We start from the raw sequence: 15752 nt of genomic DNA, 5'->3' as shown, positions 1-15752 counted from the left end.
TTCTTTCCTCATGATTTCAAGCTGATTAAGCGAAGGACGGGGGCTTTGCCGATCCCGGTATCCTTCAGTCGGTATTCATAGGACCAGCCGTCATTTTCGGTCCGCCATGCGTTAGGATCGAAATACACTTCCTTCTCGTCGCAGTTATGCACGGTTCCGAACGTATTGACCCGGTTGCCGTAGCTTTTTATCTCGATCCGGTGCGTCCCTGCGGCGTTAATGTTCAATTGGAGCGTGTAAGGGGCAAAGACGATCTCCCCTGCCGCTTCCCCGTCCACGTACACCTCCAGCAGAGGAGCGCGATACTTCGACAGCTGCAGCTCGTAAATTCCCGCTTCCAGCTCCAGCTCCATGCCATACACCGCATTCCCGCCGTAGAACGGCATTCCCTGGCGGGTCAGCGAACCGAAATAATAGCGGCTCGGCGGCGGGACGATCTTGGCGGCGGAGCCCAGCGCCTCGACGTGAAACGCTCCAAGCAGATAGCACGCCTCCACATTGGTCTTCGGCTCGAAGGGCATGCGCAGCAGAATCGTATTCGTTCCTTGCCGCAGCGGCGGAAGAGCGCACTTCCGAATCGACCGGTCGACGTAATAGCCTTGCGGCTGCTTCTCAATCCGCTCGCCGTTAAGGCAAATTTCGGTCGATTCGATATTTTCCAGCGCAAGGCAGGTTCCTTCGTAAGCGAGCTCCGACTCGAACGTAAACTTCAGCTGCAGTACAGGCGCTTCCTCCGGAGCCGTCGTGCTGCGAACCGCCCACGGCTGAGCCCAAGCCGCCTTTCTCAGCGGATAACCGAGCTGCCGGCGGCAATGATTGTCCAATTTCAAAATGTCTTCCTTCTCCTGCCACGGCCCGTCGTCCAGCCGGTATTCCGCCATATCCAGCAGCAGCACGTTGTCTTCTTCCAGACGGATATCGACCGGAGTCTGGAACAGATGCCGCTCGTACACATAGGCTTGAGGCTGTGCCGGGGTGATCCGCGTCCCGGTCTCAGGCTGCGCCAGAGCGGCCGCCTGCTCCGGGACCAGATGCAGCAGCAGGCTGTCATGGCTAAGCAGCTTCCTCTTCAAGATGGTGTTGCCGTCCCGGTAGGAGACTTCCGGCAGGCTCTTCTCCCCGGTGAGCGTGTCCAGCAGCTCCGCCCGCCACAAGCCGCGGATCGTGACGACAATTTGATCTTCAAGTACCAGATCCGGATTGTCCTCCGCTTTGCCGTTTGCGATCAACAGCCACCGCTGTTCTCCTTCAGCCCGCAGCTGGTATATATATTTGTCCGACCGTTCGCCGTCCCAATTTTTTTTGTGGTTCGGCTTTTTCAGAAATTTCGGTCCGTCATAGCGGATATCGAGCATCCGGTACCGTTCCAGCGCCTGCAGCACCTCATATTTATTAAAAGCAATGCTTGTGCATGCTTCGGCGAGATGCCGGGGCTCATCGTCCGGGACGGCGTCGACATACCGCGGCGCCTCTCCTATAAACATAATCTCTTTGCCCCGCGCTTTCAAGCTTCGCAAAAAGTCCAGCGTCGTACCGCGGAGCGTAACGCAGCCCGGAACGAGGATCACGTCGTATTCCATCGCCCCCAGCTTCCCGTCCGATTCCAATGAGGGGATTAACGATTCGGCGATATAGTCGAAATCCAGCAGTCCGAACAGCAGCCATTCGGTAATGTTCTTGAAATTCGTCTCCAGCTGCTCGCGGATCAGGTTCGTCTGATTGTTCGGCCCGTAATAGAGCCAGTACGATTCGACGGGATGAATGACGCCGATGCGGACCAAAGCCCGGCCTCTCGTCATGACCGTATTGATTCTGGCGAAATGATCCTCGATCAAGCCGTATTTGCGGTACCACGGCGATTGCTCTCCGATGGACGCCGGGTAATCCCGCTTCGCTTCTCCGCCCATGCTCATCCAGGTCAGATGATGCACCCGGGTCGTTACCCCGAGAGCAGCCATCCAATCTCCCTGCAATTTATGCTTGCGGAAGTCGAAATCCCAATTCGTCACGCCGTACAGCTCGCTCAGCACTCCGCCGCGGCCGTACTGCCGGGCGATGCTCTGCGCCTGCTTGGCCGTGCTGTATTCCCGCTGATCGCAGAGCATGTCAATCCCGGGCAGATGGAAGCTGCGCAGGCTGCGCATCGCTTCTCCGAGCGCCTTCGTCTGCGAATGCAGCGTCGGCTCCTCCATCATATGCCCGCACAGCATGATGCCGTGGTCCTCGCACCAGCGGCCGATCTGGTCGGCGAACGCTTCGGCGAACCGTTCGGCCAGATGGTTGTGATACCGGTAGCGGACCCGGGAGATTTGCCCGTCCTTTGGCTCCCACAGCAGCTCGGGCAGTCGGGCGATCAGGCTCTCGCCGTATTCGGCCCGAAAGCTCTGTTCAAAGTCGCCGGTAAACGGCAGGATGACGTCCTGCTTCGCGCCGGCATATCCGAGAAATTGCTTGTGCGGAAACTGCGGCTCATCGGTAAACATCGCCGGGATCGTCCGGCCGAACTCCACGCCCACTTCTTGATAATACCGCTCATGGGTCACCTCGATGAAACGGCTGATCGCTTCCTTGCTCAGCGTATCGACATAAGCCTGGTTATTGAACCACGGACTGTCCTGCCCGTGCTCCAAATAGACGTACCAGATCGTCTCTCCGTCCGCCGCTTCCGCGTCCTCTTGGCATTCGGCGTAGCCGTCCAGATAGCCTTCGGCGTCCAGACGGACGCGAAACGCCGTCAGCAGCGTTCCTTGGCCGTTCGCGGACACCGCCGCGCAAGAGTCGAAGTTGCTCGGCTTCGCCTCTCCTTCCCGCTGCTTAAAGGGAGTAACTACCAAATATTTGCTCCTGTACTCCGGATTTTCGGTAACGAAGCCGCCCCCGTAGCCGGAAGGCCAGCGATCCTCGTCATACAGCCAGCACAGCAGCCCCTGCTCCTTCGCCTGCTCGACGCACAGCTTGACCATATCCATATATTCCCGGCCCAAGTACTCCGTTTCCAGACCCACTCGCGTATGGATATGAAAGCCGCCCATCCCCATCGCAGCGAACTGCTTAATTTGCTCTGTAATCGTCTCCTTCTCCAGCTTCGTGTTCCAGGCCCAGAACGGCGCGCCGCGAAACTCGGACGTCGGATGTTGAAATAAGCTCATATCGAACGGTTCATTCTTGTATAGCATATCGGTGTCCCCCTAGCCTTTGACGGCTCCTGCGGTAATAGATTGTACGAACGCCTTTTGCGCCAGCAAGTAGATGACGATAAACACCATCGCGCTCACGGTCAAAGCTGCAAATACCGGCGTATAACCGAGAATGGACGTTTTATCGTTTAGCGTGGAAATGCCTACGGACAACGTATATTTTTTCACGTCGCTGATCGAGATAAGCGCCCACATAAACTCGTTCCAGGCGCTCATGCCGCCGAGCACCGTTAACGTGCTCAAGATCGGCTTGGCCAGCGGCACGATCATTTTGACAAGAATTTGCCCGGTGTTGCAGCCGTCGATTCGCGCCGATTCGATGACTTCGTCGGGAATATTGTTGAAATAATTCGTAATCAGAATAAGCCCGAGCGGGGCGAAGCCCTGAAAGTACGGGAAGACGATGGCGGCCAGGCTGTTCTGGATGTGCAGATCGAGAATCAGCAAATACATCGGCAGCAAAATAATCGGCGTAGGGATTAACAGGTTGACCAAAATAAGCCCGTACAGAAATTTTTTGAACTTCATCTTCATCTTGGCGAAGGCAAACCCGGCCAGCGTAATGAATACGAGATCGACGACCAGCGTAGCCGCCGTATTGCGCACGGTATTGAAGAAATACGTAGCCAAATTGCCTTTTTGAAACGCGGTCCGGAAATTCGTGAAATCGAGTCCCGACGGCAGCGACCAGATGCTCGTCAGAAATTCGCGCTCCGACTTGAACGATTGCAGAATCGCCCACAGTAACGGATATAACGATACGCAGGCGTACAGAAAGACGATCACGAAGATGATGGAATTGACGATTTTTTTGCGGCTTTTCACTTTTGCGCGCCCTCCTTTCGTCTGAGCAGCTGCGAAAAGATCATAATGGCGACCATCACGATCATCATAATAATCGAAGCCGCCGTAGCCGTCCCGAAGTTTTGCGTAGAGAACGCTTTGCGGTATACATAGGAGGTGATAACCTCCGACGCGCCGCCGGGTCCTCCCTGCGTCATGACCCATACCATATCGAAGGCTCTCAGGTCGTTCGTTACCGTCAGCAATAATAACGTGGCGAACGTGGGCATCAAATAAGGGATGATCACATAGCGCAGCTTCTGCATCGACGTCGCTCCGTCCATCTCGGCCGCCTCCAGAAAATCGTTCGGCATCGTCATCACATTGGCGTACATAATCAGCATGTTGAACGGAATCGTATGCCAAATCCAGGTCATCATAATCGCCGGCAGCGCCGTGTGCTCGTTGGACAGCCACGGCTGTGCCCAGTCTCCCAGTCCAATTAGCTCCAGCAATTGATTCAGCGGGCCGATCGACGGGTCGTAGATGATTCTCCAGATGCTTCCGATAACGACCATCGAAATTAAATACGGGATGAACAAGGCGGTGCTGAAAAACCGCTTCAGCGGAATCCCTCTATACAGCACGTAAGCCAGCAAAAAACCGATGCCGATCGATAGGACGGCATCCGCTCCGATTAATTTAAACGTATTCCAGAAGGCCGAATAAAACTTGGGGTCTTTCAATACTGTGGCATAATTGTCGAAGCCTACATATTCGTTTAAGTCGCCTATGCCGTTATATTTGTACGTGCTGATCCGCAGCGCGTTGACAAACGGGGTATACAGGAAGACGCAGAACACGATAAGCGTAGGAAGAATCAGCAGATAAGCCGGAACGCTTTCCCTGATCTCCGCCCAAAAGCCCTGCTTGGATTTCACCATGAGAACAACACCTTTCTAAACACAATAGCCCGTTACATTAAGCTCTAATGAACAAGGCGACAGGCGTCTCGTATCCGATACCCGTCGCCTTTCTGAGAGGTTTACTTCGCTCTTGTTTCTTCGTAAATTTTTTGCAGCTGGCTGCAGACGTAATCCAGATCGTATTTGCCCATCAAATAGTTAGGGAGCAGATCGGTCTTGAACGCCGTGCTGATTTGCGTATTGATCGTCGTCGGCACCAGAATGTCCGGACTGAAGCCGGCGGCCGCCGCATTGGTGAAGCCCGATAAAAACTGGGCCAGCTGAGGATCGCTCTCCAGATTGTTCAAGCCCGAATTCGAATACTTCAATGCATCGACTTGGGAGAAATGCGTCTTGGACGTAATGAATTTGAGCAGCTTCACCGCTTCTTCCGGTTGTTTGGTCGATGCGCTCACGGCGAAGACGTTGCTGGACCCGCCCAGCGAACGGCTCGGCAGGCCGGCAATGCCCGGCAGCGAGTAAGTGGCGAGCGACATATCCTTAGGCGCATTGTTCATAATGTACTCCAGCTTGTCCGGAGCGATCAGGAATTGGCCGAGCTTGCGCTGCACGAACATTTGCTGCATCGTTTGCAGCTCCGCCGTGATTCCGTTTTGCGGGAAATATCCTTTGTCCCACAAATCTTTGAACGCGGTCAAGCCTTTCTTGACGCTGTCGCTGGAGAACGTCATCGTCTTGTCCTCGAACGCATTCGGATTTTTCGTCAATTCATCGCGCGTATATTGATCCCAGAACAATCTCGGATACCAGTCGATCCAGTTGTTATGCATCGAGAGCGGCGTATAGCCCGCCTGCTTCAGCGCCTCGTTATTCGACATGAATTGATCCCACGTCGTCGGCGGCTTCAAGCCCAATTTATCGAAAATCGTTTTGTCGTACAGCACGGCGATCGTCGTCATCGTGAACGGAACGCCGTAATCGTACGTCTCGCGCTCCCCTAACCCTTTCTTCACGACATTGCGGGCATTATCGAGCAGCGCAGGCACGAAGGTTTCCTCCCAAGTCTTGTCCCCTTCGTAGTTTTTCCCTTTCAGCTCCTTGGTCAAATCCATCGCCAGCCCCTGCTTAATCTGGTCCGTATAGAACCCGGATTGCGTCCAGAATACGTCGGGAATCTCCCCCGCCGCCGCCAGAGCGGCGAACTTCGCCGAATAATCCGCCGTAGGTACGTATTCATAGCTGATTTTGATCCCCGGATTTTGCTGCTCGAATAATTTCACCGAGTCTTCCCCGACCAGCGGGTTGGTGGATAAGAGACGCAGCGTCACGGTCTTATCCCCCTTATCCGCTCCCTGCTTCGCGCCGTCCCCGCTGCCGCAGCCTGCCGCTACGGAGCCGAATAAACCTAGAGATACGATTAAAGGCAACACTTTCTTGTTCATCTATTCTGTTCTTCCTCTCGTCTATAATATTTGGATTTGGGTAAAACGGTTCGTTTGCTTAATGCTCCCCTTGTTCTGCTCGCTTTCTCTTGCGTTCTCTTACGATGCTTGTCCTCGCTTTCGTATGATTTGTTCTTCTCGTGGCTGCCGCGATGTCATTTACCTTAAGCCAAACGGCCGGCCGGCTCAATAAACACCTTTTGCTTAGGAGCACAGTTTTTGCCGGAAAGCCTTGCGGGCCGCGGACTTATCAAAAATTGTGGCGTGTGCAAAATCGGTTGCAGGCCGCAAACATCCCTTTTTATGGAAAAAATAAACCGCCCCTTGGACCAAATGGCGGCTGGCGCTTCCATCGGCTTAAGGAACGGCTTCTATGGGTTGGGTAGCATATCGAACGGCGTATCACTGGACTTCAATGACAAAATCGGATGACGTATCTCCATGGGAATGTTTGCCGTCATCTGATCTCCAATAGGCAAAAATTCCGTAGTAATATATGCCTGGCTGCTTAGGGGCTTGAAAATAACCGTCTTTTAACGGAATATCAACCGGTTTCTCATCTTGTGATAGCGTAACCTTAATGTTCGAGGGTTCTTCTTTGTAATTGAATGACACCTTAATGTTCGATTCCGGAGCCACAACCGTTGGCTGCTGCCCTTTTAACACCGATTTTGGCCCCCCATAGTCCGCACATCCTAATTTCCCCCAACAATAGCTGCTTTGTTTTACGGGGATCAGGGTTTTGCCCGCCATTACTTTGGGAAGGGGCGGTGTTTTTTCGGAACATCCTGCTGTTATGATAAGGAACAATACTGTGCAAATCATTATGGCTATCGTCTGTTTTTTCAAGCAATCCGCCTCCATGTTTCATTAGACGCGGAAAATGCAGGATTTGTTTACCGGCAAGCTAAAAAATTTACATCATTTTGCGATAATCGCCGGCGGATACTTTCTCCAGCTTCTTAAACACCCGGCTGAACGAATAATAATGCGTATATCCGACCTTTGCGGCAATGTCCTGCAGAGAATCGTTCGTACTTCGCAGCAGCGTCTTCGCCTGCTCGACCCGTATGCGGGCCAGGAAATCGACGAAGTTTTGGTCGAATTCTTCCTTGAACAGCCTGCTTAAGTAACTCGGATTCATATGGAAGGTGTCGCCAAGCAGCGATAAGGACAAGTCCGGGTTGCCGTAGTTGGCTTCAATATACGCTCTAACGTCGTGAACGACGCTGCGCTGGTTTTGGCTGCTGCGGAAGACATGCAGCTGTCCGGCCGCCTTGACCAGAATCGCTTTAAAAATCTCATGAATGTCGTCGATCGTTTCGAACGTGTCCGCCGCCTGATTCAGCTCCAGAATCGGGTCTTCCCCTTCGCGCGGCAGTCCGCTGATGTCCTTATATATTTGGTAAATCAAATAATGCAGCAGGTTGGCGATTTCGGTTCTGCTATACCGGTTCGCCCGCAAGGTTTCGACCAGTTCGTCGAAGATTGTCTCCCATTTGCGGTCGCCTTCCCGGAAGGCCAGACCGATGGAGCGGATTACGAGAAGATGGTCGAATACTTCCCCTTGCTCTTTCATATCGATATCTTCAAACCGGATCACTGTATTGCTGCCGAAAACCGGCTTGTAATCCAGCGCTTCCAACGCTTTCTTGAAGGAAACGTGAAGCTGCTCGGCGTCCTTGATCGCGTCAGTAACGCCCAAGGTGACCGTAAATTTCAAATTTTGCCCGATCCAGGTCCGAATATGATCCCAGCAGCCGGGCAGGGCGGACTCCCGGTCGTCCGGAAGAAAGCAGATCAGGCCGAGGCGCTGCGGAGCAATCCACTCCCTCCAGCAGTCCGCGCCGGCATCCTGCATAATTTCTTTCACCGCGCTCCCTAGAGCAAACCCCAACAACCCCTGATCGCGCTCGTTGTACATCGCGCAAAACTCGCTGAAATCGTCAATCTCCACGACGAACGCGGACAGCATCGCAGCGTCTTCGATCCGGCCCAGCTCCTGCAGCGCCGCGCCCCAACGGGTTTTATCGTGGGCAGGGTCCGTCTTGAGCAGCTCCTGGAACAGCATCCGGCGCCGAAACGCCAAATTTTGCTTATAATGCTCCTGCGATTTGTTCGACTCCTTAATCAATTTGTCGAGCGCCGATTGAATAAAATGAAAATCGTGGCTTCGTCCCTTTTTGCCGAACGTCTTGTGGACGTAATCATGAATTTGGTGCGTAATGTCCTCAATCGGCTTCGAATGCTTCAGCGAGATAAAGACGATCGCCAGCGTTCCCAAGATGATCGCGCACAGCCCGAACACCAGCCACCACATCGAAAAGGCCGAAGTCCACTCCAGCAGCCCCGTCTCCTTAATGCTCGTGCCGACCGCCCAGCCCAAATAGCCGGACCGGATCAGCGACATGTCCTGTCCGCCGGAACCGAAGACCCGCTGTCCCTGGCTGTCGTACAAGTTGATATGGCTGATGTCCGCATGGGTCATTTCGTCGAGCATGCTTTTCACGGACTGCACGTTTACGTTAATGACGATAAATCCTTTTTCCGCTGTAAATAGAGGAAACGGTTTCACGAGGGAGAAGACCTCGACCGGCTTGTCGTATTCCAGCTCGCGATATTCCCGCTTGTTCGTCCAGCCCTTCGGGAAACCGCCCTGCTGCAGCTCGCGAATAAACGCCTCGTCGCCGTAGGAGTCCGCCTTGGTCGATATATCGGAGCTTAGTACGGTCTGATCCTCGATATTGTATAAATAAACGGAATGAATCCATTTGTTGTTGATGACGATATTGTTGAAGGCGTCGGACACTTTGTTGGCGTAATAATACTTTTTGACCTTATCCGTCGTGTATAAATATTCCTTCAAATTGTCATTCTGATCGATCTCTTTAATCATCGTTCCGTCGATCGTTTTCAACGACTGCTCAAGAATCGAAACGACATGATTGGCGAACGCCACATTCGTTTTCAGCGTCTGCTTTTGCGAAGACTCGTTGATCATAAACACCGATATAAGAAAAATGACGGCAATAACAATGTAAAAAATTGGCAAATAAGAAAAAAGCATTTTCAAGAACCAACGATTGTTTATCAACACTTCCCCCTGCTTTCGATGACTGGTCGTTGCTATCTATTATCTCTATCTATCTCTATCGTTATGTGCACGTTTTTTACTATATGCCAACGTTTGCCGCCGAAACAATGCTCATTTTTTTACAACGCTCAATTTTTGAGGTTAAGGGGGAAATGGGCCCGCAGCGGCGGGGACCTTTGAATCTGGAAAAGCGGCCGCATCTCCAACGCCGCATAGTTTTATCGCGGTTCACGGTTGTTAACGCCCGCCCGGAATCGTTCCTTCCCGCGCTACTTCGCCTTTCGATAATATAACGGCGCGTAGCCCGTAATGGACTTGAACACTCTGCCGAAATGCGTCACGCTGCCGAAGCCGACCTTTTTGGAGATCAGGCTGACCTTCATCGAGGATTGCTCCAGCAGCTTCTTCGCTTCCTTAATCCGGACGCTGTTCAAATATTCCACGAACGTAAAGCCGGTCGCTTCTTTAAAAAAACGGCTTAAATAATACGGGCTGACGTAGAATTGCTCGGCCAGCAGATGAAGCGACAGCTCCTGCATATAATGGTTGTTAATATAGCGGACAACCTCGGAGATTCTTTCGTGCATCGGACTTGGAGATTCCGGCGGCTCCATGCTGTTCTGTTTGACATGCCGGCAGCAAATGACGAGCAGCTGAAGCACCAAGGTGAGCGCGTACATCTCGAAGCCCGGCTTCCGGTCCCGAACCTCCTGCATGATACGGGCAGCAAGCGCCTCGACGGCGATACGATCCTGCAGGGAGCATTGAACGACGATGTATTCCTGCTCAAACAACGGCTGCAAAATGTCCGTATGCGAACCGTTGGCAAGGCGCATGTCGCTCTCGTGAATATTCACGATCAGCCGCTCGTGCTCGGGCGTTTCGGCGTTGGTAGTGCGATGCAGTATATTCGGCGAGATGATGATCACGTCCCCTTCCTTCATCACCATCGTCCTGTCTTTAATAAAAAATTCCCGTTCGCCGGACAGCAAATAGTAGATTTCGTACGTACTGTGAAAATGACTGGCCGGCATATGATGACTTAGCGCTTTGCGATAAGATATCGAAAAGGTTCCTTCGGCGTTATTGAATTGAAAATTGCTCATCGGCGCTCCGCCTTCCGTGTAATTTCTAATTTCTATTGTACGCATTTGTGCATCCACTGCAAGATATAAGAAGAAATGAAGGATTTCCGCAAAAAATGTACATTATTTCTGTGCTACTATAGGCTTAAGTACAAGAAGGAGGAATTAATACGATGAGTTCTGCACCAGCGAACACGGAGACATGGACCCCCATTCAATGGGCCGAGAAGGCTTGCGAGGCATTAATGGCCAAATTCGAGCCGGAATTGCTTCCGCCGGACCGGTTCCACTATCATCAAGGGGTTTTTCTATCCGGTATGGAAAAAACATGGAGAGAAACCAAGAACGATAAATATTACGATTATATCAAACGGTGGGTAGACAGCCAGGTTCTCGCCGACGGCAGCATCAAGAAATACCATCCCGACGAGCTGGACGATATTCAGCCCGGCGTGCTCCTTTATAACTTGCTTGAGCAAACGGGGGACGAGCGGTATAAGAAAGCTTTGTACACGCTGGTGCCGCTGCTAAAATCCTGGAAGACAAACCCTTCCGGCGGTTTCTGGCATAAAGATCGCTATCCGAATCAAATGTGGCTGGACGGCTTGTACATGGCCGGGCCGATTGCCGTTCAGTTCGGCAAGACGTTCGGTGAAAGCGAATACTTCGATATGATGACGTTCCAGGCCATTCTGATGGAAAAGCATACCAAGGACTCTGAAACCGGTCTGCTGTACCACGGATGGGACGAAACGAAGGAAGTCAAATGGGCCGATCCCGAGACGGGCCGCGCTCCGGAGTTCTGGGGCCGCGCGATCGGCTGGTACCCTGTCGCTCTGCTGGAAATGTTCGAATACCTTCCTGAGGATCATAAAGACAAAGCCGCGCTGGTCGCCATTCTCCAGGATTTGCTGATCTCCTTGACGAAATTCCAGGACGAAGCTACCGGCTTATGGTATCAGGTGGTCGACAAAGGGGATCGTCCGGACAACTGGCTGGAAAGCTCCTGCACCGCCCTGTACGTTCAAGCCATCGCCAAGGCAGTACGTCTCGGCTATCTGGACGCCAAGTATATGTCATATGCCTGGAAAGGTTATCAAGGCGTGATCGATACGCTGAAGTTCGACGACAACGGCAACGTCGTTATCGGCAATATCTGCATCGGCACGGGGATCGGCGATTACGCCCACTATATCGCCCGTCCTACGAGCGAGAACGATCTACACGGCGCAGGCGCCTTCATTCTCATGTGCGTAGAAATGAGTCTGGCGCAGCCGGCGGCGGCGCAATAACGCGGCACCGTCCATACTTATGGGATCAACCCAAAAAGGTCGAATCGGAGCTTCCTTCTGCTCCTGCATTCGGCCTTTGTTGATTTATGGTTATTCGCCCAGCTTCCGGCTCGCCCGCTCCAAAGCGTTCAAGGCAAAATCCAGATCGGCTCTCGTATGCCCGGCCGTCACGATGAACCGGACACGTCCCTTGTCCATGGCGACCGTAGGATACACGATGCCTTGAGCGAACACGCCCTCCTCCAGCAGCAGATCGGAGAATCGCATCGTCTTCGCCGGACTGCCGATAATGACCGGGATGATCGGGGTTTCGCTCGCGCCCGTGTCGAATCCGAGAGCTTGGACGCCGGCGCGGAAGTACGCCGCATTGTCCCACAGCTTCGCAATGAGCTCTCCGCTTTGCCGGAGCACCCGAACGGCGGCGAGGCAAGACGCCGCGACGGCGGGAGTTTGCGACGTGCTGAACAGAAAAGGCCGCGCTTTGTGGATCAAATAATTTTTTAGCACCTGCTCGCAGGCAACATAGCCTCCGACGACGCCGACCGCCTTGGACAGCGTGCCGATTTGGATATGAACCCGGCCGTTCAACCCGAAATGATCGGTCGTTCCTTTACCGTTGGTGCCGAGCACGCCGCTGGCATGGGCGTCATCCACATAGACGAAAGCGTCGTAGGCTTCGGCCAGCTCGACGATCGCGGGCAGCGGCGCAATATCCCCGTCCATGCTGAACACGCCGTCGGTCACGATGACGCGCTTCTTGTACCCGCCGCTTTGCTTCAATATTGCCTCCAGTTGATCCATATCTTTATGCGCGTATATTTTCCGATCGGATTTGGTCAGACGAATGCCGTCGATAATGCTGGCGTGATTCAACTCGTCGCTGATGACGACGTCGTCCGGACCGAGAATTGAGGCGAGCACTCCCTGGTTCGCGGTAAACCCGGATTGAAACACCAGCGCCGCCTCCGTTCCTTTGAACGCCGCGAGCTCCCGCTCCAGCTCGTCATGGATGCGAAGCGTCCCGGTGATCGTCCGCACCGAACCGCTGCCTGCGCCGTATTCGCGGATCGCGGCTATCGCGGCCTCCTTCAACCCGGGATGACCGGTGAGTCCCAAATAATTGTTGGACGACATCTGCAGCACCCGCCGCCCGTTCAGCGTCATCCAGGTATCGGAGCCGCTGTCCCACACCGTTAAGGGGCGGTAGCGCCCCTCCTTCTTCAAATTCTCCAGCTCTTCATACAATGAGTTCCAGTCCGCCATGAGTATGCTCCTCTCCTTCGTTATGCTCCGCAGCCGTTTCGTTGTCGTGCGTGAACACAATTTTTCCGCATTGTCCCGAGGCCATCAATTCAAACGCTGCCTTATAATCATGCAGCGAAAACCGGTGGGTAATTAACGGCGTCAGATCGATTCGGCCCTGCTCCAGCAGCCCTTTGACCTGGTACCAGGTCTGATACATGCGCCGTCCGGTAATGCCTTCGATCCGCAGCCCTTTGAAAATAATATGAGAGGACAAGTCCAGCGATACTTCGCGGGTCGGAATGCCGAGCAGCGACACGCGCGCCGCCGGAGCCGCCGCTTCGAATCCTTGGCGAATGGCGTCCGGATGACCGGACATTTCCAGGATAACCTCGGCCCCCTCCCCTCCGGTATACTCCCGTATCGCATCGGCCAGCGGAACTTGCCCGTTGTTAATTACGGCGTCCGCGCCCATCCGGCGCGCCAGCTCCAGCCGGTACGGATTGACGTCCGCCGCGATGACGGCTCCCGCTCCGCAAGCTTTGGCGACGGCGACGGCCATCAGGCCGATCGGTCCCGCGCCGATGACGGCGACCGACTTGCCGGCAATATCTCCGGCCAGCACCGTCTGCACGGCGTTGCCTAACGGGTCCTGCAGGCAAGCGAGCTCGAACGGCATGTCCTTGGCGTTATGGATAATGTTGGACGCTTTCACAATCGCGTAATCGGCAAAACAACCGGGAGCCGTAATACCGAAGCTTTTCGTATTCGGACACACATGAGCGTTGCCTGTCCGGCATGCCTTGCAAACGCCGCATACGATGTGCCCTTCGCCGGAAACCGTATCGCCGGGCCGGACATGAACCACATCCGAGCCGACGGCCTCCACGATCCCGGCGAATTCGTGACCGAATACATTCGGGGTGACGACCGTCTTCTCCGCCCAAGCGTCCCAGCGGTAAATATGCACATCGGTTCCGCAGATGGAAGTGGCTTTAATCTTCACCAGCACTTCGTCGCGCCCGCAGCGGGGTACAGGAACCTCCTTCAGGACAGCGCCGGGCCCGCGGACCTCCTTCACTAATCCAATCATGGTCGCATTCATCGCGATCACCCGCCCTAAGATGGTTGTTATATTGTACGTTTGTACAAAATAAAATACGTTAATATAATATATTATACATTTGTATTAGATAATGTACAGATATTTGCCGTCTCGATCAGGAAATTTTTTTCGGAATCGCCGATGAACACCATTTCTTTAGATCCGGGGATGTAAACCGCCATCTTGAGAGACTTTCAATAGATACGTTCAGATTAAATGGGCAGCATCTGTGAAGATGATCACAACATCACTTTTCCAATCACGCCAAACGTTTCATTTGGTAAACCGGTAACCTCCCCCCCCCCCCCAAATTGTCTCAACATAAGGCCGATCGAATGGATCTAATTCTATTTTTTGACGCAGCTTTATTCATCATATCCGGCAAATAAAAAATATTATTAAAATCAACTAGGGAATATATATTTTCGGTTACGACAATACTATCGTCGACCCCCTAATAATCATGAACGATGCAAGTATGGCAAGAATACGTTCTTGCATCATTCCACGAATCGATTCCTTGATGGATGCCGCGCCGTGATTTTAAGATAAGGATATGAACGCATGATGAATGTAACATTACCAATAAGGCTCGCCACTTCTATCAAAATGAGGCGACATCAGTACAACTGACATCGCCTCCGGAAGGTTATTTACAAAGATTTTTGCTGCTGGAATTCTCGCACCTTCAATTTGCGGTATTGCAGAAGCATAACATACCTCCAAGGAACGAGCATGCCAAAAGCGAGAAGGAAGAAGAGGGCGCCCGTTTGCGGGATCGAAATATATTGTTCGATATAGCTATGCAGCGCTATTCGCAATACAAGCAGCCCCATTAGTACGAAAATGAACGATTTGGATCGTTTGATGAAGACTTCGCCGCCCTGAACCTCCAGTTTCGAGCTGCGGATCAGAGGATAAGAAAATAACAGCAGTCCCGCCAAAAACGCAAGCAAAGCCCACATAGCGGGTATCCGGAAGGCGGGTACGGTAAACATGAGAAAGCCGCTGCTCATGCCAATCGTAGGCATTGCTATTTTTACCGCTGAGACTGGTTTGCGACTCGCTCGCGTACGGACGAATATTGCTAGCAATGCCATTCCAATCATGCTAATGCTGGATATAGCTTGCAAATTAAGCGCGCCTAACTGAAGCATAACATGTTCCTCCTTTTCTGAGTAAGCATTGGAATTGTTTTATTTAATAATGCTCAAAGCGACACCAATCAGATATGGAATTAACCACAATCCCCAAACCATCAAGCTGAACTTATGAAATTGCTGGATTTGCTTTTCGCTTTTTCTCCACAATACAATTGCTGCCCATATCGCATGAATAAGCATCAAAATCAGAGCAGCCGCTCCAGTTATTCCGTGTAAATTTATTTCCCTGCTTGTATTTAACTGTTGCATAAAGCTAGTACCAATACCGTCAAACAACAAACCTGAAAAAAAGTAAACCTGAATTTCGAAAGCGCATAAGAATGCGGTGGCGATCATCCAGGAGCGGATCAACAACTGTGAATAAGTGGGAGTGGGACCAGCGAAATTTTGAAACCAATATCCACATGGGGATAACTCCCCCCT

At 52.6% G+C, this 15752-nt stretch carries 12 protein-coding genes; 1 reads left to right on the top strand and 11 read right to left on the bottom strand.

Annotated features, from left to right (window positions below; translation table 11 throughout):
- Positions 1-8: 8 nt before the first annotated feature.
- The 7 genes from N0M98_RS22320 to N0M98_RS22290 form a co-directional block, all read right to left on the bottom strand.
- Entirely contained in the window at positions 9-3176 is a 3168-nt protein-coding gene (locus tag N0M98_RS22320) for a carbohydrate-binding protein (RefSeq protein WP_259619211.1), read from the bottom strand.
- A 12-nt stretch (positions 3177-3188) separates the two neighbouring features.
- Positions 3189-4022, bottom strand: coding sequence for a carbohydrate ABC transporter permease (locus N0M98_RS22315; protein ID WP_259619210.1), 834 nt, complete (start codon positions 4020-4022; stop codon positions 3189-3191).
- Positions 4019-4924 (bottom strand): carbohydrate ABC transporter permease, encoded by a 906-nt coding sequence (locus N0M98_RS22310; protein WP_259619209.1) that lies wholly within the window; start codon positions 4922-4924, stop codon positions 4019-4021. Before N0M98_RS22310 ends, N0M98_RS22315 begins: the two co-directional genes overlap by 4 nt.
- A 101-nt stretch (positions 4925-5025) precedes the next feature.
- Entirely contained in the window at positions 5026-6348 is a 1323-nt protein-coding gene (locus N0M98_RS22305; protein ID WP_259619208.1) for an ABC transporter substrate-binding protein, read from the bottom strand.
- Between the two features lie 402 nt (positions 6349-6750).
- Complete coding sequence (locus N0M98_RS22300; RefSeq protein ID WP_259619207.1) at positions 6751-7197, bottom strand: hypothetical protein; 447 nt, start codon at positions 7195-7197, stop codon at positions 6751-6753.
- A 67-nt stretch (positions 7198-7264) separates the two neighbouring features.
- Positions 7265-9442, bottom strand: a complete 2178-nt coding sequence (locus tag N0M98_RS22295) for a helix-turn-helix domain-containing protein (RefSeq protein WP_259619206.1) — start codon at positions 9440-9442, stop codon at positions 7265-7267.
- Positions 9443-9711: 269 nt separating this feature from the next.
- Entirely contained in the window at positions 9712-10548 is an 837-nt protein-coding gene (locus tag N0M98_RS22290) for an AraC family transcriptional regulator (RefSeq protein ID WP_259619205.1), read from the bottom strand.
- A 152-nt stretch (positions 10549-10700) separates the two neighbouring features.
- On the opposite strand from N0M98_RS22290, the gene N0M98_RS22285 reads away from it, so the two are divergent.
- The gene (locus N0M98_RS22285) at positions 10701-11819 is read left to right on the top strand and encodes a glycoside hydrolase family 88/105 protein (protein WP_259619204.1); all 1119 of its coding nucleotides are present in this window, start codon (positions 10701-10703) and stop codon (positions 11817-11819) included.
- A 90-nt stretch (positions 11820-11909) separates the two neighbouring features.
- Here N0M98_RS22285 and N0M98_RS22280 read toward each other — a convergent pair whose 3' ends face one another.
- From N0M98_RS22280 to N0M98_RS22265, 4 genes are all read right to left on the bottom strand, one after another.
- The gene (locus N0M98_RS22280) at positions 11910-13082 is read right to left on the bottom strand and encodes a glycine C-acetyltransferase (RefSeq protein ID WP_259619203.1); all 1173 of its coding nucleotides are present in this window, start codon (positions 13080-13082) and stop codon (positions 11910-11912) included.
- Positions 13057-14166: an L-threonine 3-dehydrogenase gene (gene tdh, locus N0M98_RS22275; RefSeq protein WP_259619202.1), complete on the bottom strand. Its 1110-nt coding sequence runs from the start codon at positions 14164-14166 to the stop codon at positions 13057-13059. Before tdh ends, N0M98_RS22280 begins: the two co-directional genes overlap by 26 nt.
- A gap of 653 nt (positions 14167-14819) precedes the next feature.
- Complete coding sequence (locus N0M98_RS22270; protein WP_375295537.1) at positions 14820-15323, bottom strand: CcdC family protein; 504 nt, start codon at positions 15321-15323, stop codon at positions 14820-14822.
- 39 nt (positions 15324-15362) lie between these two features.
- On the bottom strand, positions 15363-15680 hold the full coding sequence (locus N0M98_RS22265) for an HsmA family protein (protein ID WP_259619246.1): 318 nt from the start codon (positions 15678-15680) through the stop codon (positions 15363-15365).
- Between the last annotated feature and the right edge of the window lie 72 nt (positions 15681-15752).

Source organism: Paenibacillus doosanensis (assembly GCF_025060755.1).
In the GTDB taxonomy this organism is placed as follows: Bacteria; Bacillota; Bacilli; order Paenibacillales; family NBRC-103111; genus Paenibacillus_S; species Paenibacillus_S doosanensis.
Note: the sequence above shows the minus strand (reverse complement) of the source record. Positions and strands in the feature narration are given on the sequence as shown.

Bases quoted from the DNA above. Each gene is read 5' to 3' on its own strand.
- N0M98_RS22320 (WP_259619211.1), bottom strand. From the start codon at position 3,176: ATGCTATACAAGAATGAACCGTTCGATATGAGCTTATTTCAACATCCG.
- N0M98_RS22310 (WP_259619209.1), bottom strand. From the start codon at position 4,924: ATGGTGAAATCCAAGCAGGGCTTTTGGGCGGAGATCAGGGAAAGCGTT.
- N0M98_RS22305 (WP_259619208.1), bottom strand. From the start codon at position 6,348: ATGAACAAGAAAGTGTTGCCTTTAATCGTATCTCTAGGTTTATTCGGC.
- N0M98_RS22290 (WP_259619205.1), bottom strand. From the start codon at position 10,548: ATGAGCAATTTTCAATTCAATAACGCCGAAGGAACCTTTTCGATATCT.
- N0M98_RS22285 (WP_259619204.1), top strand. From the start codon at position 10,701: ATGAGTTCTGCACCAGCGAACACGGAGACATGGACCCCCATTCAATGG.
- N0M98_RS22280 (WP_259619203.1), bottom strand. From the start codon at position 13,082: ATGGCGGACTGGAACTCATTGTATGAAGAGCTGGAGAATTTGAAGAAG.
- tdh (WP_259619202.1), bottom strand. From the start codon at position 14,166: ATGAATGCGACCATGATTGGATTAGTGAAGGAGGTCCGCGGGCCCGGC.
- N0M98_RS22270 (WP_375295537.1), bottom strand. From the start codon at position 15,323: ATGCTTCAGTTAGGCGCGCTTAATTTGCAAGCTATATCCAGCATTAGC.